The sequence below is a fragment of the Ruegeria sp. CDSA193 genome (genome assembly GCF_059611885.1).
In genome coordinates this window covers 1-20995 of record NZ_JBXWPN010000008.1, presented here as the reverse complement: position 1 = coordinate 20995, position 20995 = coordinate 1, and the positions used below count along the sequence as shown (strand labels likewise).

Sequence of the window (20995 nt, the reverse complement as noted above, 5' to 3'; positions counted from 1 at the left end):
AGGTGACTGTTCCCAAGGCGCAGCCGGCATCCGCGGCCACGCAAGGCTTCCTTGAGCAACTGACGCGTTATGGCGATCAGGCGCGCAAGGTACTGTTGGACAAAATGCCAACGGGTGAGCCGCAAGCCTATCTCTATGGGCCTATGCGGGACTATATCGAAACCTCGGGCAAAGGGCTTAGACCTGCCCTTCTTCTGGCCACGTGTGAAGCATTCGGCGGAAAGGCCGACGATGCCGAAATTGCTGCTGCGGTCATCGAATTGCTGCACAATGCATTTCTGGTTCATGACGATATCGAAGACCTCAGCGATTTCCGAAGGGGTCGGGAATGTATGCACAAACGTCTTGGTGTGCCTTTGGCGATCAATATCGGCGACGGCATGCAATCTCTGGCGCTGAGCCTGCTGCGCCAGAACCTCGGCCCTCTGGGCCCGATGACCGGCGCGCGCGTGGTGGACGAGTTTGATCACCTGCTGAAAGAGTCGATCGAGGGCCAAGCTCTTGAATTGGGATGGATAAAAGACAATCGCCTTGACCTTAGCCCGTCCGACTACCTGACCATGTGTCTGAAGAAAACCTGCTGGTACAGCTTCATTCACCCGATGCGTATAGGTGCCCTGATCGCGCGCCCGGACGATGTCGCCTCCGGAGCGCTGAATCTGGATGACTTCAACGCATTCGGCTTTTTTCTGGGGGCCGCCTTTCAGATCCAGGATGACGTTCTGAATCTTGTGGGAAGCCAGGGTAAATACGGCAAAGAGATCGGTGGGGATATCTACGAAGGCAAACGCACGCTGATGCTGGGACGTCTTGGGGCGCAGGCGGATCGGCAGGAACAGTCACGACTGTCAGAGTTTCTAGAAAAGCCAAGAACGGCCCGTTCGGAGCAAGAGGTCGAATGGGTATTGGCGCGGATGAACCACTATTCTTGCATTGAATATGCTCAGGCCGCAGCAAATGACCTGCTTGCGGCGGCTCGTCGAGAATTCGATGTTGTATTTGCAAATACCAACGCGGCGCCGCGCGCGTTTCTTGGTCAGTTCATGGATTATCTGGTGGCGCGCCAAGTCTAACACTCGCCCTATTTTTTTGTAGATATTCAATATCTTAAATTTCGAAATTCCGTGAATCCACCACCGAATCCAATACGCATTCCTTTCAAGTTTGTCATTTACTAAACGCTGTAGGCTGTGCACATTAAGCTATGCCTTATTTCGAGCGAAAACCATTTGTCAGCGCTCTCCGCACGGCCACCAAGGCCGTTCCGGAGCAGGATACACTTCCGATATCTCAGATCGCACGGGGCATTCTGAATGCGGAAAACAGCACCACACAACAGCTGGACGGACCCTTTCACTGCCGCAAGCCCTGCAGGCCCGGTGAGACAGGAACCATTCTGTTGTCCTTTGCTGCACCTGCCGGAGCAGACGTTGTCGACTTGCAGTTCGAACCGGGCGACATGATCAGCCGCGACGGCAACGTGTTGCCAACCGACAAGATGAGCATCCAACCTTCCGCAGTCCGTATTCCCCCGGGACAGGCCGTCGACGTTGCCGTAAGCCTCACCATTCATGATCTGGCAGAACCCGGCCAATATCAGGGGCGCGTATACACCAAAGGCAGCGAAAACACCGCCATCGTTGTCACCTTTGAAGTTGTGGCTGACTAAAGTGATCCTGCCTCGATGGTACGATGCAGTATTGCCCGTGGTCGGAGTTTTCTATTTCGATTGCACATATGCAGAAAAATAGCTTCGAAAAATATTTCGATTTGTAATCATCTGCCTCATACGAAGCTGGCACCGGGCGAGGCTAAACATGCGCCTCATAGATAGCTTAACTATTCCTGCCATTGGGCTGTTAGGTGCCACAGCCAACGTGAACGCAGAGCAAGAACAAACAGCTTTTTAAATCGGGTGAGATGGGTCGCCTTGGCACAAAAATCGACTAAAAGATTACCGGGCAAACGATATAAACTGCTGAGCAACATCGACGCGCGAAGCGAAATGACCAGCCAGAATTGTCCCCCGTCTCTCGCATACGGAATCGAAGGCGGTCAGGCATCGCGCTTTGCTTCAGCCACCTCACGCAACCAAAAAAATAACGATGCCCTGAACCCAAATTGCGCGCACTCGGAATTGCCGCGATTGTCCTGTTAGAGAACGCGCTTCTGCTTGATACTCAACCGCTCAAATCTTCTACGGCTTGGCGCACAGCAGCGATCATCTGCGGCGCCAAACCGTTGTGACCCAGTCTCTCAATCTCCTCAAATTGAAGCTTTCCAGCTTGGGCAAAGGCACGGGCAGGTTCAATCGGGCATATTAGGTCATCCTCTCCATGGATCAAACGATGTGGGAGTACGGCGATTGTATTTGGATCTCCGGGGCCGGTAGCAGGTAGGAAGAAATTATTAAGCCAGTACCAAAGGTACACGCGGGTGCGATTTATGTCGCTTTGGGTGACGGCTGCCGGAAGCCGCACAGTGCCGGGTTCCGGTCCATGAAACGCATCTTCAAGGGCCATCACACGGCGGGCTGCCTCACGTGCTTGCGCGTCATTGTCTTCCATACGGGCAAACCATGCTATGGCAGGATGGAGCTGTTCAGTCGCGTCGAGAGGATCGAGAAACAGGCCGCGCGCACGCTGCCCGGCTTCGAAACGCTTTGCCCTATCGCGCAACATCCACTGGTCCATTGAAGGACGGCAGATATGCGTGCTGCGCACGATCAATGCGCGTACCCGATCAGGATGAGCGGATGCGTAGGCCAATGCCAGTGCGCCACCCCATGAACCACCCAGCACAATCCAATCTTCATATCCCAGGGCCATCCGGATGGCCTCGGCATCGCGTAGGGTGTGCTGAGTCGTGTTTGCTGTGACCCGACCAGCTCTGCCCGACAACCCTGTTCCGCGTTGGTCAAAAAGAACCACCCGATGGCGGTCGGCGTCGAAATAGGCTGTGTGCTGCGGGTTGAGACCCGACCCTGGCCCCCCATGGAAAATGAGCGCGGGCGTATCGCCATGCCCCCAAATCTGTACGTTCAAGCCGTCTATTGGGACAGGTTTAAAAGTGTTCATCGGTAGGTCTGCGACCTCCTTTATCATTGTCTCGCGACTGTCTTACTGGTGACGCTCTTCGACGAAGTTCGACGCGAAAGCCAATACGCCACGATGGCCAATACCCCGCAGATTACAAAGGTGAGCTGCATCCCGTTGGCAATAGCTTCAGCAGATGCCGCCTCGACGGTGCGGGCGCCAATCCCAAAGGAAAAGACCGTCCCCATGACAGAGGCTCCGAAAATAAGTCCCAAATTGCGCGACAAGCCAAGCAGCCCTGAAACTGTCCCCCGCTGATCTGCCCGAACCCCTACCATTATCATGGTGTTGTTGGCCGCCTGAAACAACTGGTATCCCGGTGTCAGGATGCTGATTGCGCCAATGTAACCAATGACACCGAATGCGACTGGCAGGATCGCAAGTGCAAAGGTCCCGGTGGTCAGAGCAATGAGCCCAAGCGACAGAACACGCGCCGCCGCCCATGCATCCACAAGCCGACCCGATGGGACGCCGAGGAAGATCGATATGATTGGTCCGACCGACATGACAAGCCCCACTTTCGCCGCGCTTAGCCCAAGAGACTGCCCCAGAAAGAAGGGGCCTATCAGCAAAGTGGTCAACATCACATTTGCCACCAGAAAATTTGCCGCAAGGCCGGGGATAGCGCCGCTCTTTCGCAGTGCAGTTAGTCCGACCAGAGGTGTTATCCCAGAGGAAACACTCGCGGGCAAAAGCCGAACGGCCAAAATGGCCGTAGTCAGGCTCATCGGCACCAGGACAAAGAACACTCCTTGCCACCCGAGTTTTCCAATCAGCACCCCACCCAACGAAGGTCCCAGTGCAGTTCCGACCGCCGACATCGTGCCCAACAGGCCCATGGCTTGCCCGACACGCTCTGTTTCAAAAATATCGCGAACGAGTGCGACGGTCAGCACCATGAGGAATGCAGCGCCAATTCCTTGAAGAGACCGCGCGGCACTCAACACCTTAAGATTGGGCGCCAAGCCGCAAAACGCAGAGGCCAGCGCGAAAAGTATAAGCCCGAAGATCAGCATCTGCTGTCGTCCAAAGCGGTCCCCAAGTCGTCCAGCCAGCACAGAGAACAGCGTCAGTGTCGCGAGATATGCGATCACCACCCATTGCACTTGATGTACCGGCGCCTTCAGGTCCTGGGCGATTGCAGGCAAGGCGATATTGGCAATGCTGGTGCCCAATGAGGCCAGCAGCATGGACAGGGAGAAACACAACAAAGCGCCGGGTCTCGTTGTCTTCAATGCATTTGATTTGATGTGCACCACTATTTTCCTCTTGTCGGAATCGCTACAGAAGGCGACGTTACGAATTCAAGTCGACTTGAGGTCAAGCATGAAACTTTTGGATATAGGCGAGGTGTCGAAAAAGACCGGCACCCCAACTTCAACGCTGCGTTACTATGATGAGCTTGGCCTGATTTCGTCTGTTGCGCGGCACGGGCTTCGTCGGCAGTTCACGCCGGATGTCTTATTGCAACTAGCCCTGATCACGATGGGCAAATCTGCGGGGTTTTCACTTGAGGAAATCTCGGGGATGTTCGGCCTTGATGGAACTCCGAATATCCCCCGGCAAGAGTTTCACATTCGTGCGGATGCGCTGGATCGGCAAATCCGCGAGCTAACGGCGCTGCGCGATACCCTGCGACATGTGGCGGATTGCCCGGCACCATCGCATTTGGAATGCCCAACATTCAGACGGCTCATCGACCTCGCCCATCACCGGGGCACGAAGAAAGCCAGTGGCAGGTAGCGGCAAGCCAACTACGAATTTTTGGTATACCGCTGAGGGGTATGGTCGGCCCGAACCATTGGATGCAATGCCGATATGTAAGTGTCCGAAATACACTAATTCAGATCGAAGTGAGCGGCCAAGCTGTCAATTATCATGTCAAGAACTTGGGCGCGGTCCGTTCCCCCAGGATCAGTGCAAACAGGATCGTCCTGCTCTTCGATCAAAATCGCTTCACCGGCGGGCTTACATAATCCAAGCGCGGTGAAATGCATTGCGGGCGCGATCGTCATCACCGCAGCCTGAGGAACCAGCGCCTCAAAATTGCTTCCCAGGGCGCTCGTGTCTGTTGCATTCAGCCTGTCGGCCCCGTCACCCAATCCAATCAGAAAAAGCGAGGCTGTCACGTCCCGCACATCCTTATGCGCAAGATCCCAAGTTAGTCCCGGATCAATGGCTGCGACGGCACTGACCCGTGGATCCTTGTAAGATGCCTCATATTTTTCCTGGTCGATTGCGGTTACATCGACGCCCTCTGCCGTCAACTTTGCGCAAAATTGTGACCCTGCCCCTGCGGCCTCGCAATAATCGAAAAATCCGTCACGATTGCCCTGGACGCCCGCAAGCGAAAGGGCTGTCCAGCCACCATAAGAGAAGCCCGTGGCGTAGATCCGTGAAGTGTCGATGAGGGGGGCGAAATCCGGGTCTTGCAGAGCGTGATCCAACGCGGCGGACATGTCCTGGGCGCGGGTCCAATGATTAAATGCGGTATCGAAATCCAAATCTAAGGTCGTGCTGCCTGGATGGTTTACTGCCACTACGATTGCACCTTGCGAGACCAACCCCGCACTAAGCCACGCCATTCGCGCATAATTGCCACCCCATCCGTGTGAGAGAAGAACAACCGGATGTTGCCCTGGCACCGGCTTGGCGTTTTCGACTACTGCTGTTCCATAGAACACTGCATTTTCTGCAAACATAGTCTGGCGCTGACCTGCCGCAGGGAACATGACAGCCATTTGCATGTCCTGATCATGATGAGGTGCGGCAATCGTCAATTCGACGAGGCCGACATCTTGTGCAGCAATTTCCGTGCCCGCCGAAAGGGTCATGACGAGGGTAAGAAGAGGAAGTTTCATGGCGCGCCTTTTTTGTAGGGTGGCATTAGTGTCGGCCTACATTCAGACGCTGTCGGGATTTCATACGACCTGAATCCGGTTTAAGGTCGCGCAGATCAGGATTTAGGTCCTATGACAGACGAAAACGGACCCCCCTGATGCCAGTTCTACCGATCCCAATGATTACTGCCCTGCTGCTTTCGGGCTTTCTTTTACATCGCTTTCTGACCCGCAAAACCCATCCCACGCTTTTGGTCCTCATCGGATGCTGCGCAGCACAAAGTGCGGTTATCGCGCTTGTGCAATATTATGGCTTTACGGGTCTCAGGGTCGTTCAGCCCATTCTTGCGACTGTAATTGCCGCATCCGCGTGGCTGTCCTTTCGTCAGGCCTCGGTGGGTTATCTGCGCAGACAGGACTTGTATTTGCATGCGGTAGGTCCGGCCCTTGCGATAAGTTTTCTGGCAACCCAACCCGAAGCGCTGGACGTGTTGATCCCCTTTCTCTTTGCGGCATACGGTATCGCCATCGCGTTTATGCTCTTGCGCGGCGAAGATAGTTTGCCCCATAGCCGCTTAGAAAACGGGCGCATGATTGTTTGGGTTTGGCGTGTTCTGGCCATCGCTTTGATTGCCTCAGCAGGCAGCGACATATTCATTGCAGTCCGCCTTGCATCAGGAGACACCGAGGTCTTGCTCTGGCTGCCAAGCCTGTTTTCCGCAATCACATTGCTCATACTAGGGGCGCTCAGCCTATCGCATGCAATCGAAAGCCAGAGCGTTGGCGCTGACACGCGCGATGCGTATTCCAAGCAAGATAAAACCCGTGACACCGCTATTGTCGAAAAGCTCGACGCCTATATGAAAACACATAAGCCATATCTCGATCCCGATCTCACACTGGCCCGGTTGGCCCGAAAATTGCAGGTTCCAGAAAAGCAGCTTTCAAGCGCAATCAACAAAGGCAAAAGCGAGAATGTGTCTCGCTACATCAATAGGCATCGGATATCTCACGCTTGCGCCGTAATGAAGACTGGAAAATCGGTGACCGAGGCGATGTTGGCCAGCGGGTTTAACACCAAGTCGAACTTCAACCGCGAGTTCTTAAGGGTGATCGGCGTCAATCCGCGTCGCTGGTTGAGGTCTCTTGTGGAAGTGCCCGATGAAAGGGTCAAAACCTAAGACGTTCTGGTGTACCAAGCATCCTTGCCACAGCTGCCGAACCTTGATTTAGGACATCGGCGTCAGAGCCGTGAAAGCCGTCAAACAGTGAGAACCCGATCTCTATTCTGTTTTCTGTCAGCATGATTATATTACTATCAGGAAAAACTGATGCTATGGTAATCCGAATAGAATTGGGTATTGCGCCGCGCCTGCTTGCAGAACCGGTTTGGACACGTGTAGCAAGACGTTGAAAGAATGAAATTGAAAAAACGCGACAAAGAAATGGCAGCAAACCTGACGCAGGACCCACATTCCGTTCGTTCGGGTGACAGAGAGAAAGTTCTTGAAGTTGCCATCGGCCGCGAGGTTCGTGCCTTTCGCAAACAGCAGAACATAACGGTCGCAGAGCTGGCCCAGTTGACCGGCCTGTCGATTGGCATGCTGTCCAAGATCGAAAACGGAAATACGTCGCCGTCCTTGACGACTCTGCAATCGCTGGCGGATGCGCTTTCGGTTCCTTTGACAAGCTTTTTCCGACAGTTTGAAGAACGCCGTGAGGCGGTTCATACAAAAGCAGGAGAAGGCGTCGAACTGGAGCGTGAAGGAACACGTGCGAACCATCAGTATAACCTGTTGGGACATATTGGTGCCAACGGATCCGGCGTGATCGTCGAACCGTATCTGATTACCCTGACCGCTGAATCAGATGTGTTCCCAACTTTCCAACATGGCGGGATCGAGACGATTTACATGCTGGACGGTGAGGTGGATTACCGCCACGGGGACCAGATTTACCCGCTAAAACCCGGCGATACCCTGTTCTTTGATGCAGATGCTCCGCATGGGCCCGAACGGCTTGTCAGCCTGCCGGCGCGGTATATATCAGTTATCAGCTATCCGCAGACAAACTGATCGGTTTGCGCAATAAGAAATCTGTGGGTCTGTCATAGCCTTCGCGACTGCCCGTGCTTACGATCGTGAACCCCAGCCTCGAAAATACGCGATGGTTTTCAGTAAGTTCCACGCGTGTTTCCAGTTCCAGCGCAGGTAAGCCAAGCTCTGCTGCACGGCGTGCAGCATGATGCACTAACCTGCGGCCGATACCCTGACCCCGCAATCCATCCTTCACCGCAAGCTTTCCAAGGTACAAACTGTCTGGCTTGGGCGTCAGAAACATACACGCGAAAAGTGGTCGCCCAACGGCCCAGATTTCGCCGCCACCCTGACAATGCACCTGCATTCCTTCCACGTTCAGACTATGGATAGAAGACGGAGGGTCGATCCGGGCATCCATGTACTGAAATGACGCGCGAAGCAGCGCAAGCACGTCATACAATGCAAAATCGTCACTCGAGATGAGCCAAGGCGCTTCGCCCGGATCAATCATATGAGTTGAGAAATTTCGCAAGTCTCGCTTACTTAGACAAAGGCGGTTCCGTTTCCAAATCCGGCCATATCCCCGGAGACGTGGGCAACCCGTCGTCAAACTGGCTGAGATAGTCCAACATCATGGGGCGGTTATCGATGAACCCTTTATAGGTTGCCAGCTCGACCGGCAGGTCCCGGATGACCCGATGCAGACGGCGGCCCCATTTGGGAACGGTCATCAGGTCCTGAAAACTACACAGGTAGCAGCGGATCGGGAATACCAGGGCGTTGGATCGCGGTAGACGGAAAAAGGTTTGCAACTCGACCCGCAGATACTGTTTGTGCGCTATGTTTTCAGGTGTCAGCGTCGTCTTCTGGATACCCCATTTGTGATAGTTCTCCGGGCTGGTATCCAGCAGCGGATTCACTGTCATAGTCCAATTCAGACGCCGTGCCGGGGCACCCTGTTGAATGTTCAGCAGGAATTTCAGGGCACGTTGAAAAATACCCATTTCATGGGCTTTGGGAACCGGCGCATGCCATTCGAAAAAGTTCATGCCGATGTCGAAATCCAGACTCCAATCGGCTTGCGTCGTCACCATACCAGCATCCATCCACAGCATCTCATCACGCTGATCCAGCACGGCGAAATCACCCTGTGCTTGACGGGTGATGTATTCCATCGGCCCGTACGGAAGCGTTGTTTCGTCCATGAAGGTAAAGCTGTGATCAATGCCCATCGGTTTGTTGACCCAGCGCCACTGGTTGCCATTGCGATGCAGTTCGAACAGATCGGGATAGTCTTCGGATTTGCTGACCATGATCAGCTCCAGCAAGTCCCAACCGGCCAAAGTCATATGCGGCAGTGACTGGCAGCGCAGCGGATCCTGATCCAATACCATGGCGCGGTCTTTCATCTCGGACACATAGTGTTCGTCGACGTCGAACCGCATCTCGTAGACCGATCCTTTGGGCCCGCCGCGATGCTGTTCCATGTTGACCGAATACATATAGCTGTCTTCGTGAAACGGAAACGGAAAGCGTTTGATCGCCCAGTCCGAGTTGTGGAACGTATAGTCGTCGCGGAAGGATTCGTCGTTGAATTGAATGGTCATGTTGGGCCTCCTCTCAACGGTCCAGCACGAGGGACTTGCCCTCGAAGCGCGATACACAGGGCATGATTTTCTTGCCCGCGGCCTTTTCTTCGCCGGTCAGCCAGTGATCGCGGTGAACGAAATTACCTTCATGGTCGAGCACAACGGTTTCGCACTGACCGCAGGCCCCTCCGCGGCACAGATACGGTGCGTCCACGCCTTCACGTTCGATGGCCTCCAGCAGGCTTTCGTTTTCACCCACATGAATGACCTTATCCGATGCCGCCAAGCGCACCTCGAACGGTTTGCCGGGCTGAGGCGCCAGGAACTCTTCGTAGTGCACGCAATCTTCGGGCCAGCCTTCGGCGGCAGCCGTGTTTCGGACCCAGTCGATCATGCCCTTTGGACCACACACATACACATGCGTTCCCAAGGGTTGCCCGCTGAGCAGATTTTTCAGATCGATCGCCTGGCTCTGATCGTCATAGTACAGATGGGTTTCGTTCGGATGCCTGTCTGTCAGTTGCTCAGCATAAGATGCCAAGGCAGTGTTTCGGCACGCGTAATGCAACTCCCAATGCCCGTGCAGCAATTCCAACTGTTTGATCTGCGCCAGAAACGGGGTGATCCCGATGCCACCGGCCAGAAACAGATGCTTGCGGGCGCGCAAGTCCAGTGAAAACAAGTTGACCGGATAGCTGATGGTCATCTCGTCGCCCAGCTTGACCTGGCGGTGCATGAACAGCGACCCCCCCCTGCCCTCATCATCGCGTCGAACCGAAATTGTATAAGATGACTGATCAAACGGATCCGACATCAACGAATAGGGGTTAAGCCGTGTAATGGCACCATCCTGCATTTCGACCACAGTATGTGCCCCGCCCGAAAAGGTTGGTAATGGCGCGCCGTCGATACGTTCGAACCGGAACCGCGTCACCAATTCGTTCAGCGGAGTGATCTCGGTCACTTTGACCTGAATTTTCTCAGCACCGCTCATTCGTAAATCCCCTTCGACTCGGGCACATTACCATGATCCTCGGCGTCGATACGGACGCCCTGATAGGCGGCAAGACGGCGTGAGTAGTGATCGCGCACAAACAGGTTTAGGCCGCAATGTGAACAGACAAACGGGTCAATCTCGACGTCTTCGGTGATGCCTTTGCAATGCACGCATTGCATCCGACGGGCGACCGATCCGCGATGTTCGGTCTGGATCGCCGTGTGTGGCAGACCCACAGCCATCACTTCATTCATGGCCTGCCCCATCATGCCTTCGGTGCCGGTCAGGTAGACCTGCAATCCCATATGCGCGTCCTCCAGAACCCGGCGAATGCGCGTCAGAGACGCCTCGAAAGACGGGCCTTCATAGAACTGAGCAGGGTTCAATGCCCTTAGCTTTTCCGCGAAATCCGTGCCTTTCGGGATGTAGATCAGATGGGTTTTGGCCATCAGGCCAGGTGTTGCGATGTCGAGAATGGCTTCGGCCCCTTCGGCCTCGGCTATCATGAGATGATGTTCGCCCTGGCGAACCTCTAGCGCGCCCCAGACCGGGCGGCTTGCGATTGACTTGGGAAATTCGAACTTTGACATTGTGCCCTCAATAGGAAAAGGGCGCCACGGTGTGTCCGTCGCGCCCCCTGAAATTCAGCCCTTTGCGGTTCTGATCGATTTGTCCTGATCGTAGAACGGCATCTCTTCCGCAGTTGCCGTTATTTCTGTCCCATCGCCGTTGCGCACCGTCAGCTTGGTGCCGGGTGATGCACATGCGACCGGCATCCGCGCGATACCCACATTGTGACCATTGATATCAGAATACATGCCGAAGGTGACAACGCCGACTTTCTCGCCGTTTTGCAGCAGATCCGCGCCTTCATCCGCCGGCGTCGAGCCGTTCAGTTTGACGCCATAGATCTTAAACCGCTCTTTGCCTTGCGATGCATAGTGGTTCTCGGCGCCGATAAAGCCGGTTTTTCCAGGTGAGACAGTGAAATCCAGGCCCAGTTCCCACAGTGTATCGCCGCAGGTATCGCCATCGAACGGATAGGTTTCGGAATTGTCGCCGGGGTAAAACAGCAAGTAGCTTTCGGTGCGCAACAGGTCGAGCGTCGAGAACTGGACCGGGACGATGCCCATATCCTTGCCATCAGCCAGAATGCTGTCCCACAAGTGCACGGCGTGCTTGGCCTGACAGAAGATCTCATACCCGCGCTCGCCGGTATAACCGGTCCGTGAAATCATCACCGGGCAGCCATATAGCTTGGTCTGCATGATGCCGAAATAGGCCAGATCGCGAATTCCGGGGATGTGCTTAGCCAGGAAGTCTACAGCCACCGGGCCCTGCAGCGACATGTCATGCATGTCATCATCAAAGATGACCGAACAATTCTTACCCGCCGCCACGGATGTCAGCTGCTCCATTCCGGTGCCTGTGCCATGCACCACCAGCCACGTGTTCACCGACAGGCGATAAATGATGCAATCATCAACAAACTTGCCTTCGGCATTCAGGATCGAGGCATAGGTCGACCGTCCCGGCATGATCTTTTCGACGTTCCGCGTGGTGACACGATCAATGACATAGGCGGCATCCTCACCAACCACGTGAACCTTTTTCAAGCCGGAAACATCCATAAGACCAGCTTTGGTTCGAATTGCTTCGTAGTCAGCTTTGGCACGTTCAGGGCTTTGGTCATAGAACCAAGCAGTCCCCATCCCGTTCCAGTCTTCAAGCTCGCCGCCGATCTGGGCGTGGCGTTGCGCAAGGGCCGACGTCCTCCAAAGAATGGCCATGGTTCGGTTCTCCCGTTGATCGTTTTTGTTGCCCATATTGAGGCCGATGTTGGGTTGAAAATCAACACTTGTGTGCAGAATTTTTTCCTGTTGGGAATATTTGCCTGCAATTTTTGCACCCTAAGAACATCCGGGAATATTGATATTTCTTTTCTTTATCTGTGGTTTAGTGCGTTTTTGGACGTGTGAGGACATACATCAAGCACAGACCTTAAAGATGTTTGCCCCACATATCTATTGACAGGTCGCCAATGAGATTGTCCCCTTAGTATACAATTATTCCCAGCAGGAAATGCTTCGCAGAAAGACCTCCTGCTGCAACAACAGGGAGACTACGAAGTGGATGGCAATCTAAATGCACTTACGACGGTCTTTACCGAGTTTTATTACTGGGTAACGGTCGTCTTCATGTTCCTCATCCATGTGGGCTTTTGCATGTACGAAGTCGGCGCCAGCCGGGCCCGTAACCATATGCACACATTGATGAAAAACATCATGATCATCCCGCTGGTGACGGTCACGTTCTTCTTCTTTGGATGGTGGATCTACTGGGCGTTCCCGAACTTTCCGTTCTGGGGCGGTCTCGACACCGAAGCAGGTGCCGCAAATCTACCGTGGGCGAACACAATGGCAACCAATTTGGACGACAGAATCACAGGGGTCTTCTGGGCCGCGTTCCTTCTGTTCTCGTGGACAGCTGCCTCGATTGTTTCTGGTTCAGTGATCGAACGGATCAGGTCATCGGCTTTGTGGGTCCATGCAGTCATGATCGGGTCCGTCTGGTGGATCATCGACGCTGCTTGGGGCTGGCACTATGGTGGCTGGATGGTGCGCATCTTGGGGTATCACGATGCTTATGCATCAGGCGTTATCCATGCAATCGCAGGTGGTTACGCACTTGGTGTGATCATGGTGCTGGGTCCGCGACTTGGCAAGTTTGCCAAGGATGGAACGCCGCGGGATATTCCTCCGCATAATCCATGGTTGCTGACCATCGGTATTTTCCTGATCTATACCGGGTTCTGGGGTTTCTATGCGGCATGCAACGTGCCTGTAATCTCGCCCGAGGTTATCGACGGTCAGATCGTTGGCGCCACCTGGACTGCAACCAACATCTATCTGGCCCCGACCACGCTGTCGGCGATTACCTTTAACTTCCTGATGTCGCTGTCGGGTGGGTTGATGGCAGCCTATGTCGTCTCGAAGGGAGATGCCTTCTGGACCTTCTCGGGCGGTCTGGCCGGTATCATCACCGCGTCTGCTGGGAACGACTTGTATCACCCGATCCAAGCGATGATCATTGCCGCAATCGGCGTCGTGATCGTCTATAATCTGCACTACTGGGTAGAGCGTCGGTTCAAGCTGGATGATGCTGTCGGTGCTGTTGCCGTGCATGGCTATGCAGGTGTCGTCGGGCTGGTCATCGCGGGCTTTGTCCTGTGGGGCGTGCCTTCGTCACCATATGAAGGTTATGCAACCATCAACCCGATCGGTCAGATCACGGGTGCCGTCATCATGTTCTTTGTCCTTGGGTTCCTGCCAGGCTGGGCTCTGGCGAAAATGCAATCCGCTGCCGGCGTACTGCGCATCCCGGAAGAAGTTGAACTTCAGGGTCTCGATTACGCTGAACACCATGCCTATGAGGACGCCAAAGCTGCCATTATCGAAGCCGATAAAGAAGAACTGGCCGCCCGTGGCGTAGCAGCGAAATGAGGGAGTAAGATATGTCTACGAATGGTTATACAAACTGGGCCGTGGATCTGGCCGAAGTCGGGCCGGTCTATCCCTTCCAAGGTTACGAAGTTCTAATGGTCATCATTGGTGTCGTCTTCTGGGTTGGCTGGCATCGCATCCAATTCGTCCGCGAAGCTGAGCACCTGGAAAAGGCGCGCCACACCGGTGACGAAGAAAAGGTGAAAGCACAGTTGGAGCGATATTGATCCAGCCTTGAATGCTTGCAATGGGCGCGAAAAACACAGGTCGCGCCCATTGCCTCTTAGGAAAAAAACTTTCCTATGATTATTGATGTCCCACTGATTTGTTGGTACCGTCGAATCATAATGAAACACATAAGGAGATCTGCCAGCCATGTGCGGAATTGTTGGATTATTCCTCAAAGACCAGTCTCTTGCGCCCCAACTGGGCAATATGCTGACAGACATGCTGATCACGATGACAGATCGTGGCCCCGATAGTGCCGGTATTGCAATCTACGGCTCTGAGTCCGATGGCAAAACCAAGATTACAGTTCAGTCCCCCAATCCCGAAACGGACTTTGTCGATCTGGCTGATGAGCTAGGCAAAAGTCTTGGCGTGACCGTTGGTCAGGCAGACAATGATACACATGCCGTCTTGGAAATTCCCGCCCGTCAGTTCGAAGCCGCGCGCGCCGCGCTGGCTGAAATCCGGCCGACGGTTCGAATCATGAGTCGTGGCGAAAGCCTCGAAATCTACAAGGAAGTTGGCCTGCCCAAGGATGTTGCAGAGCGCTTCAGCCTCAGCGGCATGAGCGGCACTCATGGCATTGGACACACACGCATGGCGACGGAATCCGCCGTGACAACAATGGGCGCACATCCGTTCAACACGGGGTCCGATCAATGTCTGGTTCACAACGGGTCGCTGTCCAACCACAACTCGTTGCGCCGCAAGTTGCGCCGCGAAGGCGTTACCATCCAGACAGAGAACGACACCGAAGTTGGTGCCGCATACCTGACCTGGAAAATGATGAATGGCGCCACTTTAGGGGAAGCTCTGGAATCCAGCATTGATGATCTGGACGGGTTTTTCACCTTTGTAGTAGGGACCAAAGACGGGTTTGGCGTCGTACGTGACCCAATCGCTTGCAAGCCTGCAGTGATGGCAGAAACGGATCAATATGTTGCCTTTGGCAGCGAATACCGCGCCTTGGTGAACCTGCCAGGAATCGAAGACGCCCGAGTTTGGGAACCTGAACCGGCCACCGTATATTTCTGGTCGCACAACGACAGTCCCACAACCCACGAAAAGGCCGCCTGAAATGCAGACCTATGATTTAGAGGCAGACGGACTGCGTGGATTGAACTCGTCCCTGCAGGCGCAAAACGCCGAGACCAACCAAACCAGCTGGGAAATTGTAAATCCAAAAGGCAGCCATGCGATTGCTGTCGGACTGGACGCGCCGATCGAAGTGACGGTCAAGGGGTCTACCGGGTACTATTGTGCCGGCATGAACCAACAGGCGACCATCAAGGTTCAAGGCTCAGTTGGTCCGGGTGTGGCTGAGAATATGATGTCCGGCCAGGTCATCGTCGATGGCGACGCCAGCCAGTATGCCGGGGCCACAGGCCATGGTGGGTTGCTGGTCATCAAGGGCAACGCAAGCTCGCGCTGCGGTATTTCGATGAAAGGTATCGACATCGTGGTGCATGGCAATATCGGCCACATGTCCGCCTTCATGGCACAGGCAGGAAATCTGGTCGTCTGCGGAGATGCGGGCGATGCGCTGGGGGATTCACTCTACGAGGCACGGCTGTTCGTGCGTGGTTCGGTCAAAAGCCTCGGTGCTGATTGCATCGAGAAAGAAATGCGCCCTGAGCATCTGGATATTCTGAGGGATCTGCTGGACCGCGCTGGCAGCGACGCCAAGCCGGAAGAGTTCAAACGCTATGGCTCGGCTCGTCAGCTTTACAATTTCGACATCGACAATTCCGCAGCTTACTGAGGAAGAAGGGTATGAAAGATATGGACGATCAGATCCCCCGCACCCTGCCGATTCAGTCGGCGACATTTACCAATCCGATCAATGCTGAGATCCGTCGCGCCGCTGCGACAGGTATCTATGACATTCGTGGCGGTGGCGCCAAACGGAAAGTTCCTCATTTCGACGATCTACTCTTTCTGGGTGCATCGGTGTCGCGCTATCCGTTGGAAGGCTATCGGGAACGTTGCGATACCTCAGTAACGTTGGGCACGCGCTTTGCCAAAAAGCCGATCGAGCTGGATATCCCGATCACCATTGCGGGTATGAGCTTTGGCGCATTGTCAGGTCCGGCGAAAGAAGCTCTGGGCCGCGGCGCATCCGCAGCGGGCACGTCAACCACCACCGGTGATGGTGGCATGACGCCCGAGGAACGTGGCCACTCAACCAAGCTGGTGTATCAATACCTGCCCTCACGCTATGGCATGAATCCCAACGATCTGCGTAAGGCTGATGCGATTGAGATTGTGGTTGGCCAAGGCGCCAAACCCGGCGGGGGCGGTATGTTGTTGGGTCAAAAGATCAGTGACCGTGTGGCCGAGATGCGGACCCTGCCCAAAGGAATTGACCAACGGTCCGCTTGCCGCCATCCAGACTGGACAGGGCCGGACGACCTTGAGATCAAGATCCTCGAACTTCGGGAAATCACTGATTGGCAAGTGCCTATCTATGTGAAAGTTGGCGCCACGCGCCCCTACTACGACACTGCATTGGCAGTGAAAGCCGGGGCGGACGTTGTCGTCATGGATGGCATGCAGGGCGGCACCGCTGCGACGCAAGACGTATTCATTGAACATGTCGGGTTGCCAACACTGTCATGCATCCGCCCTGCCGTTCAGGCATTGCAGGATCTGGGCGTACATCGTGAGGTTCAGTTGGTCATCTCGGGCGGCATTCGCACCGGGGCCGATGTGGCTAAGGCATTGGCGCTGGGTGCAGATGCAGTTGCCATTGGCACGGCTGCTCTGGTGGCCCTTGGGGACAACGATCCCAAATGGGAATCCGAATACCAGAAGCTGGGCACAACCACTGGCGCTTATGACGATTGGCACGAAGGTCAGGACCCGGCAGGGATAACCACGCAAGACCCCGATCTGGCTGCGCGTCTTGACCCGGTTGCTGCGGGTCGCAGGCTGCGCAACTATTTGAAGGTGATGGCGCTTGAGGCCCAAACCATCGCGCGCGCATGTGGCCACAATCACCTGCACAATCTCGAACCTGAAGACCTGTGTGCCCTGACAATGGAGGCGGCCGCCATGGCGCGAGTCCCCTTGGCGGGCACCAGTTGGTACCCGGGCAAGGAAGGGTTCTGAACCGATGCTGCGCGGCTCCCTGATGGGGGCCGCGTTTTTGCTTTGAAAAACTAGAATTCAACAGGGAAAGGAAAGCAATCGTGACGACAGATCTCGCAGCTTTCGCAAAAGAAAAAGGCGTCAAATACTTCATGATCTCGTTCACCGACCTGTTCGGTGGACAACGGGCCAAGCTTGTGCCGGCGCAGGCGATTGCCGACATGCAGCAAGATGGTGCGGGCTTTGCCGGGTTCGCCACCTGGCTGGATATGACACCGGCTCATCCTGACATGCTGGCAGTTCCAGACCCATCATCGGTCATTCAGCTGCCCTGGAAGCCCGAAGTGGCTTGGGTTGCTGGCAACTGCGTTATGGAAGGCAGCGATGTCGCGCAAGCCCCTCGTAACGTATTGCGCCGCCTGATCGACGAAGCTGCAAGCGAAGGAATGCATGTCAAAACCGGTATCGAAGCCGAGTTCTTCCTGATGACGCCGGACGGAGAACAGATTAGCGATCCTTTCGATACAGCTGAAAAGCCTTGCTATGACCAACAGGCCGTGATGCGCCGGTATGATGTCGTGCGCGAAATCTGTGACTACATGCTGGAACTGGGCTGGGGACCTTATCAGAACGACCACGAGGACGCCAACGGCCAGTTCGAGATGAATTGGGAATTTGACGACGTTCTGCGCACTGCTGACAAACACTCTTTCTTCAAGTTCATGACCAAATCGGTTGCTGAAAAACATGGGCTGCGTGCGACATTCATGCCGAAACCGGTGGAAGGCCTGACCGGTAATGGCTGTCATGCGCATATCTCGGTCTGGGATGCGCCAGGCGATGCGGCCAAGACCAACGTGTTTGCAGGCGAGGGCGACGGCCCGACCGGTGAGGTTGGTCTGGGAGAGCGTGGCAAGCACTTCCTCGGTGGCATCATGAAGCACGCTTCAGCACTGGCCGCGATTACTAACCCCACGGTGAACAGCTACAAACGCATCAACGCGCCGCGGACGATGTCGGGTGCAACATGGGCGCCCAACACCGTGACATGGACGGGCAACAACCGGACTCACATGGTGCGTGTGCCCGGCCCCGGACGGTTTGAATTGCGTCTGCCGGACGGAGCAACCAACCCATACCTGCTTCAGGCCGTGATCATTGCGGCTGGACTGTCAGGTATCCGATCCAAAGCAGACCCTGGCAAGCGCTGGGATATCGATATGTATGCCGAAGGCCATAAAGTGCGCGGAGCACCAAAGCTGCCGTTGAACATGCTTGATGCACTGCGCGAATACGACAAAGACAAAGACCTGAAGGGCATGATGGGCGCCGAATTCTCGTCTGCTTTCCTGAAGATGAAGCATCAGGAGTGGAATTCCTTCGTGTCGCATTTCTCGCGCTGGGAAAAGGAAAACACGCTGGATATCTGATCTGGTAAAACTGGAAGACATCGAGGTTGCGGCCTGTGCCGCGGCCTTGTTGTTCATTCACCAACAACGATCACGCCGGGATGTTTTTTCAGTCAACACGCGCCGGGCGAAGATCGAGGCGCGTCTTTTGCACACATATCGTCAAACGGGGATTCCGTTGAAATTGTGCGCTTTAAGACGGGAACCCAATCCCCGCATTGCACAGCTGCTTTGTGCGGCCCCTTGGTTGTCTGGGAAATCGGAATCATCCCTGGCTTGCGGCCGAAAAGCAGTCAATCAGGGCATGGGCTAAGGGTGCTGTGCAAGAGATGACACCTAATCGACGATATCGCGATCGAGCAAATCTTTATGACGTTCAACACTTTAGACCAGCTTCATCTAATCTGAACGGTCGGTTGTTTGACGACTGATTTCGAGACCCTGCAAATAGCCTATTCTGGGACTTCTTGTTCTTTTTCCCTATCCACCTCGATGCGCCAGTCGGGAACGTCGTTAACAAGCATCAATGCCGCACGTCGCAGGGAGGTTCGCATTTTATCCACCGTCGGGCCGCGCAGTTCACAATCTTCCAAAGCGGCGTCAAAGGTTTCCAGCCAAAGCTCTGCATCGGCCTCGCGAATAGGCACATGGGCATGTATTTCCCGTAAATCCATGTGGCCAAATCGTTCCCGGTAATATGCTCTCCCGCCCAAAAAACCGCTGAGGAACTCGAACTGCGCTTGCCTTGTATGGTTCAATCCGTGACCACGAAAATGCAGCCGGTGCAAGGAATACACAGCCGGATCGGCCTCCATTCGATCATAAAATTGTTCGACAAGCGCGCGCAGGCTCTCTTCGCCTCCAAGTTGATCCAAAGCCGAGGACATAGTGGATCCTCCGGGTCTCCATTGCCTAAATTATTGCATAACAGGAATATTAGTTTATCAACAGTGACATCTTGGCGCTGTTGATATCTGGGACCGAACACATGCCAATATGGTCGACACTACAACAATCTTCCCTTACATGAGCGCCCTTGCACTCGGGTTGCTAGCTGCGTTGTGCTGGGGCATTCATGATCTCTCGGTCCGCTATATCAGCCAGTCCGTCAGCGTGGTCGCCTCGCTTATGTTTGTTTTGCTCTTTGGTGCCATCCTGCAGATCGGGATGGTTGCAGCCTGGGGCGACATCAACTCCATATCGGGCAACGCGATGGCTTATGCGATTGCAGCAGGTTTTTTTTACCTCTTGGCCGGGCTCAGCATGTACGAGGCTTTTCATCGAGGGCCCGTGCGATTGGTTGCGCCGCTAGTTGCCAGCTATCCGGTCTTGTCCGTCACCGTCGCAATTTGGCGCGGCTCGATGGTCAGTGCGTGGCACTGGTTGGCCGTAATTGCAATCGGCCTCGGAGTATCCATCGTCGCAGCCCGCTCAGACAAAACCGAGACAACCTACCCTGCCCGTGGCCCAACCATTGTCTTGTCTTTGCTCGCCGCAACCGGGTTCGCCGCAGCATTTGCCCTGGGGCAATACGCGGCAGAGATCAGCAACGAATACACCGTGTCTCTAATCGGTCGACTCACGGCAATTCTGGTTCTGGCAGCGATAGCTTTTGCGTCTCGCAAGTCGATTTGGCCCGGCACAAAAGCACTGCCCCTTTTGTGCTTAATGGGTTTACTGGATGCCGTCGCAATTCTCAGTGTGGTCGCGGCTGGTAGGTTGCCCAATGCCCAATATGCATCCGTCGCGGCTTCGGTTTTTGGATTACTGACCGTTGTCCTTGCCTGGGCAATCTTGAAAGAGCGTATGTCACCAAGCCAGTGGCTTGGTTGTGTCGTCGCGTTTGCCGGAATCGGCTATCTCGCGCTCTGAGAACGGCCTTGCGAATTGACGTGCCTGATGGGCTGCAGCCGGGCTGTTTCGCAGGCACTCAATCTCGCCTGAGCGTGGCGGTCCGGATTTACACCACGCTCGTAGTAGGGGGGATCGGAGGGAATTGGGAGGCGACACGCCAATGGATACGATCACCATGCACAAGTCGCGATCTACAAGGTCGCCAATACCTACCAAAATCAGAACGGAAAAAAGAACAGCCGCAGTTTGAACAGCGGCGGCCTCGTTTTAAGCCGTCAGGCCTTCTGGTTCTGGGAGTTTGTTTGCGCGGCATGCGGCGGTCAGGGTGTTGGCCAGCAGGCATGCGATTGT

The 20995-nt window shown here is 54.9% G+C and carries 21 protein-coding genes; 12 read left to right on the top strand and 9 right to left on the bottom strand.

Annotated features, from left to right (window positions below):
* The first annotated feature begins 2 nt into the window (after positions 1-2).
* Together AC2FLG_RS15470 and AC2FLG_RS15465 are read left to right on the top strand one after the other, a co-directional pair.
* A complete protein-coding gene (locus tag AC2FLG_RS15470; RefSeq protein WP_496706914.1) occupies positions 3-1073 on the top strand; it encodes a polyprenyl synthetase family protein in 1071 nt (356 codons plus the stop codon).
* Between the two features lie 131 nt (positions 1074-1204).
* The gene (locus tag AC2FLG_RS15465; RefSeq protein WP_142638504.1) at positions 1205-1669 is read left to right on the top strand and encodes a hypothetical protein; all 465 of its coding nucleotides are present in this window, start codon (positions 1205-1207) and stop codon (positions 1667-1669) included.
* Between the two features lie 511 nt (positions 1670-2180).
* Here AC2FLG_RS15465 and AC2FLG_RS15460 read toward each other — a convergent pair.
* Together AC2FLG_RS15460 and AC2FLG_RS15455 are read right to left on the bottom strand one after the other, a co-directional pair.
* Positions 2181-3077 carry an alpha/beta fold hydrolase gene (locus tag AC2FLG_RS15460; protein WP_496706912.1) on the bottom strand — a complete coding sequence of 299 codons (897 nt, stop codon included), beginning with the start codon at positions 3075-3077 and terminating at the stop codon, positions 2181-2183.
* Positions 3078-3100: 23 nt separating this feature from the next.
* On the bottom strand, positions 3101-4351 hold the full coding sequence (locus AC2FLG_RS15455) for an MFS transporter (RefSeq protein ID WP_496706910.1): 1251 nt from the start codon (positions 4349-4351) through the stop codon (positions 3101-3103).
* Between the two features lie 70 nt (positions 4352-4421).
* On the opposite strand from AC2FLG_RS15455, the gene AC2FLG_RS15450 reads away from it, so the two are divergent.
* Positions 4422-4838 (top strand): helix-turn-helix domain-containing protein, encoded by a 417-nt coding sequence (locus AC2FLG_RS15450; RefSeq protein WP_142638500.1) that lies wholly within the window; start codon positions 4422-4424, stop codon positions 4836-4838.
* A 95-nt stretch (positions 4839-4933) separates the two neighbouring features.
* Here AC2FLG_RS15450 and AC2FLG_RS15445 read toward each other — a convergent pair whose 3' ends face one another.
* Complete coding sequence (locus AC2FLG_RS15445) at positions 4934-5956, bottom strand: alpha/beta hydrolase family protein (RefSeq protein ID WP_496706907.1); 1023 nt, start codon at positions 5954-5956, stop codon at positions 4934-4936.
* A 137-nt stretch (positions 5957-6093) separates the two neighbouring features.
* Here AC2FLG_RS15445 and AC2FLG_RS15440 point away from each other — a divergent pair, with 137 nt between their 5' ends.
* Both AC2FLG_RS15440 and AC2FLG_RS15435 read left to right on the top strand, forming a co-directional pair.
* Positions 6094-7116, top strand: a complete 1023-nt coding sequence (locus AC2FLG_RS15440) for a helix-turn-helix domain-containing protein (protein ID WP_496706904.1) — start codon at positions 6094-6096, stop codon at positions 7114-7116.
* 237 nt (positions 7117-7353) lie between these two features.
* A complete protein-coding gene (locus AC2FLG_RS15435) occupies positions 7354-8010 on the top strand; it encodes a helix-turn-helix domain-containing protein (protein WP_185956716.1) in 657 nt (218 codons plus the stop codon).
* Here AC2FLG_RS15435 and AC2FLG_RS15430 read toward each other — a convergent pair.
* Genes AC2FLG_RS15430 through AC2FLG_RS15410 form a run of 5 tightly spaced genes read right to left on the bottom strand, consistent with a single transcriptional unit; the run spans position 7988 to position 12350 of the window.
* Complete coding sequence (locus AC2FLG_RS15430; protein WP_496706902.1) at positions 7988-8506, bottom strand: GNAT family N-acetyltransferase; 519 nt, start codon at positions 8504-8506, stop codon at positions 7988-7990. The genes AC2FLG_RS15435 and AC2FLG_RS15430 overlap by 23 nt on opposite strands.
* Positions 8507-8513: 7 nt before the next feature.
* Positions 8514-9581, bottom strand: coding sequence for a heme-dependent oxidative N-demethylase family protein (locus tag AC2FLG_RS15425; protein ID WP_142638490.1), 1068 nt, complete (start codon positions 9579-9581; stop codon positions 8514-8516).
* 13 nt (positions 9582-9594) lie between these two features.
* Entirely contained in the window at positions 9595-10557 is a 963-nt protein-coding gene (locus tag AC2FLG_RS15420) for a PDR/VanB family oxidoreductase (protein ID WP_281973362.1), read from the bottom strand.
* Positions 10554-11150, bottom strand: a complete 597-nt coding sequence (locus tag AC2FLG_RS15415; RefSeq protein WP_496706900.1) for a dimethylamine monooxygenase subunit DmmA family protein — start codon at positions 11148-11150, stop codon at positions 10554-10556. The genes AC2FLG_RS15420 and AC2FLG_RS15415 overlap by 4 nt, the downstream gene beginning before the upstream one ends.
* Positions 11151-11204: 54 nt before the next feature.
* Complete coding sequence (locus AC2FLG_RS15410) at positions 11205-12350, bottom strand: aminomethyl transferase family protein (RefSeq protein WP_496706896.1); 1146 nt, start codon at positions 12348-12350, stop codon at positions 11205-11207.
* A gap of 339 nt (positions 12351-12689) precedes the next feature.
* On the opposite strand from AC2FLG_RS15410, the gene AC2FLG_RS15405 reads away from it, so the two are divergent.
* From AC2FLG_RS15405 to glnT, 6 genes are all read left to right on the top strand, one after another.
* Positions 12690-14063, top strand: a complete 1374-nt coding sequence (locus AC2FLG_RS15405; RefSeq protein ID WP_271951763.1) for an ammonium transporter — start codon at positions 12690-12692, stop codon at positions 14061-14063.
* A gap of 11 nt (positions 14064-14074) precedes the next feature.
* Positions 14075-14290, top strand: coding sequence for a hypothetical protein (locus tag AC2FLG_RS15400; protein WP_142638480.1), 216 nt, complete (start codon positions 14075-14077; stop codon positions 14288-14290).
* Between the two features lie 148 nt (positions 14291-14438).
* Positions 14439-15368 carry a class II glutamine amidotransferase gene (locus tag AC2FLG_RS15395; protein ID WP_496678510.1) on the top strand — a complete coding sequence of 310 codons (930 nt, stop codon included), beginning with the start codon at positions 14439-14441 and terminating at the stop codon, positions 15366-15368.
* A gap of 1 nt (position 15369) precedes the next feature.
* The gene (locus tag AC2FLG_RS15390; RefSeq protein ID WP_142638476.1) at positions 15370-16053 is read left to right on the top strand and encodes a GltB/FmdC/FwdC-like GXGXG domain-containing protein; all 684 of its coding nucleotides are present in this window, start codon (positions 15370-15372) and stop codon (positions 16051-16053) included.
* A gap of 20 nt (positions 16054-16073) precedes the next feature.
* On the top strand, positions 16074-17402 hold the full coding sequence (locus AC2FLG_RS15385; RefSeq protein ID WP_142638687.1) for an FMN-binding glutamate synthase family protein: 1329 nt from the start codon (positions 16074-16076) through the stop codon (positions 17400-17402).
* 80 nt (positions 17403-17482) lie between these two features.
* Complete coding sequence (gene glnT / locus AC2FLG_RS15380) at positions 17483-18811, top strand: type III glutamate--ammonia ligase (protein WP_142638474.1); 1329 nt, start codon at positions 17483-17485, stop codon at positions 18809-18811.
* A 431-nt stretch (positions 18812-19242) separates the two neighbouring features.
* On the opposite strand, the gene AC2FLG_RS15375 is transcribed toward glnT, so the two are convergent.
* Entirely contained in the window at positions 19243-19677 is a 435-nt protein-coding gene (locus AC2FLG_RS15375) for a group II truncated hemoglobin (RefSeq protein WP_496702431.1), read from the bottom strand.
* Positions 19678-19816: 139 nt separating this feature from the next.
* Here AC2FLG_RS15375 and AC2FLG_RS15370 point away from each other — a divergent pair, with 139 nt between their 5' ends.
* A complete protein-coding gene (locus tag AC2FLG_RS15370) occupies positions 19817-20662 on the top strand; it encodes an EamA family transporter (protein WP_496702429.1) in 846 nt (281 codons plus the stop codon).
* The last annotated feature ends 333 nt before the right edge of the window (positions 20663-20995 follow it).

Coding starts and splice junctions, on each gene's coding strand:
- AC2FLG_RS15450 (WP_142638500.1), top strand. CDS start 4,422: ATGAAACTTTTGGATATAGGCGAGGTGTCGAAAAAGACCGGCACCCCA.
- AC2FLG_RS15395 (WP_496678510.1), top strand. CDS start 14,439: ATGTGCGGAATTGTTGGATTATTCCTCAAAGACCAGTCTCTTGCGCCC.
- AC2FLG_RS15400 (WP_142638480.1), top strand. CDS start 14,075: ATGTCTACGAATGGTTATACAAACTGGGCCGTGGATCTGGCCGAAGTC.
- AC2FLG_RS15420 (WP_281973362.1), bottom strand. CDS start 10,557: ATGAGCGGTGCTGAGAAAATTCAGGTCAAAGTGACCGAGATCACTCCG.
- AC2FLG_RS15370 (WP_496702429.1), top strand. CDS start 19,817: ATGAGCGCCCTTGCACTCGGGTTGCTAGCTGCGTTGTGCTGGGGCATT.
- AC2FLG_RS15375 (WP_496702431.1), bottom strand. CDS start 19,677: ATGTCCTCGGCTTTGGATCAACTTGGAGGCGAAGAGAGCCTGCGCGCG.
- AC2FLG_RS15445 (WP_496706907.1), bottom strand. CDS start 5,956: ATGAAACTTCCTCTTCTTACCCTCGTCATGACCCTTTCGGCGGGCACG.
- AC2FLG_RS15390 (WP_142638476.1), top strand. CDS start 15,370: ATGCAGACCTATGATTTAGAGGCAGACGGACTGCGTGGATTGAACTCG.
- AC2FLG_RS15460 (WP_496706912.1), bottom strand. CDS start 3,077: ATGAACACTTTTAAACCTGTCCCAATAGACGGCTTGAACGTACAGATT.
- AC2FLG_RS15415 (WP_496706900.1), bottom strand. CDS start 11,150: ATGTCAAAGTTCGAATTTCCCAAGTCAATCGCAAGCCGCCCGGTCTGG.
- AC2FLG_RS15435 (WP_185956716.1), top strand. CDS start 7,354: ATGAAATTGAAAAAACGCGACAAAGAAATGGCAGCAAACCTGACGCAG.
- AC2FLG_RS15465 (WP_142638504.1), top strand. CDS start 1,205: ATGCCTTATTTCGAGCGAAAACCATTTGTCAGCGCTCTCCGCACGGCC.
- AC2FLG_RS15410 (WP_496706896.1), bottom strand. CDS start 12,350: ATGGCCATTCTTTGGAGGACGTCGGCCCTTGCGCAACGCCACGCCCAG.
- AC2FLG_RS15425 (WP_142638490.1), bottom strand. CDS start 9,581: ATGACCATTCAATTCAACGACGAATCCTTCCGCGACGACTATACGTTC.
- AC2FLG_RS15440 (WP_496706904.1), top strand. CDS start 6,094: ATGCCAGTTCTACCGATCCCAATGATTACTGCCCTGCTGCTTTCGGGC.
- AC2FLG_RS15385 (WP_142638687.1), top strand. CDS start 16,074: ATGGACGATCAGATCCCCCGCACCCTGCCGATTCAGTCGGCGACATTT.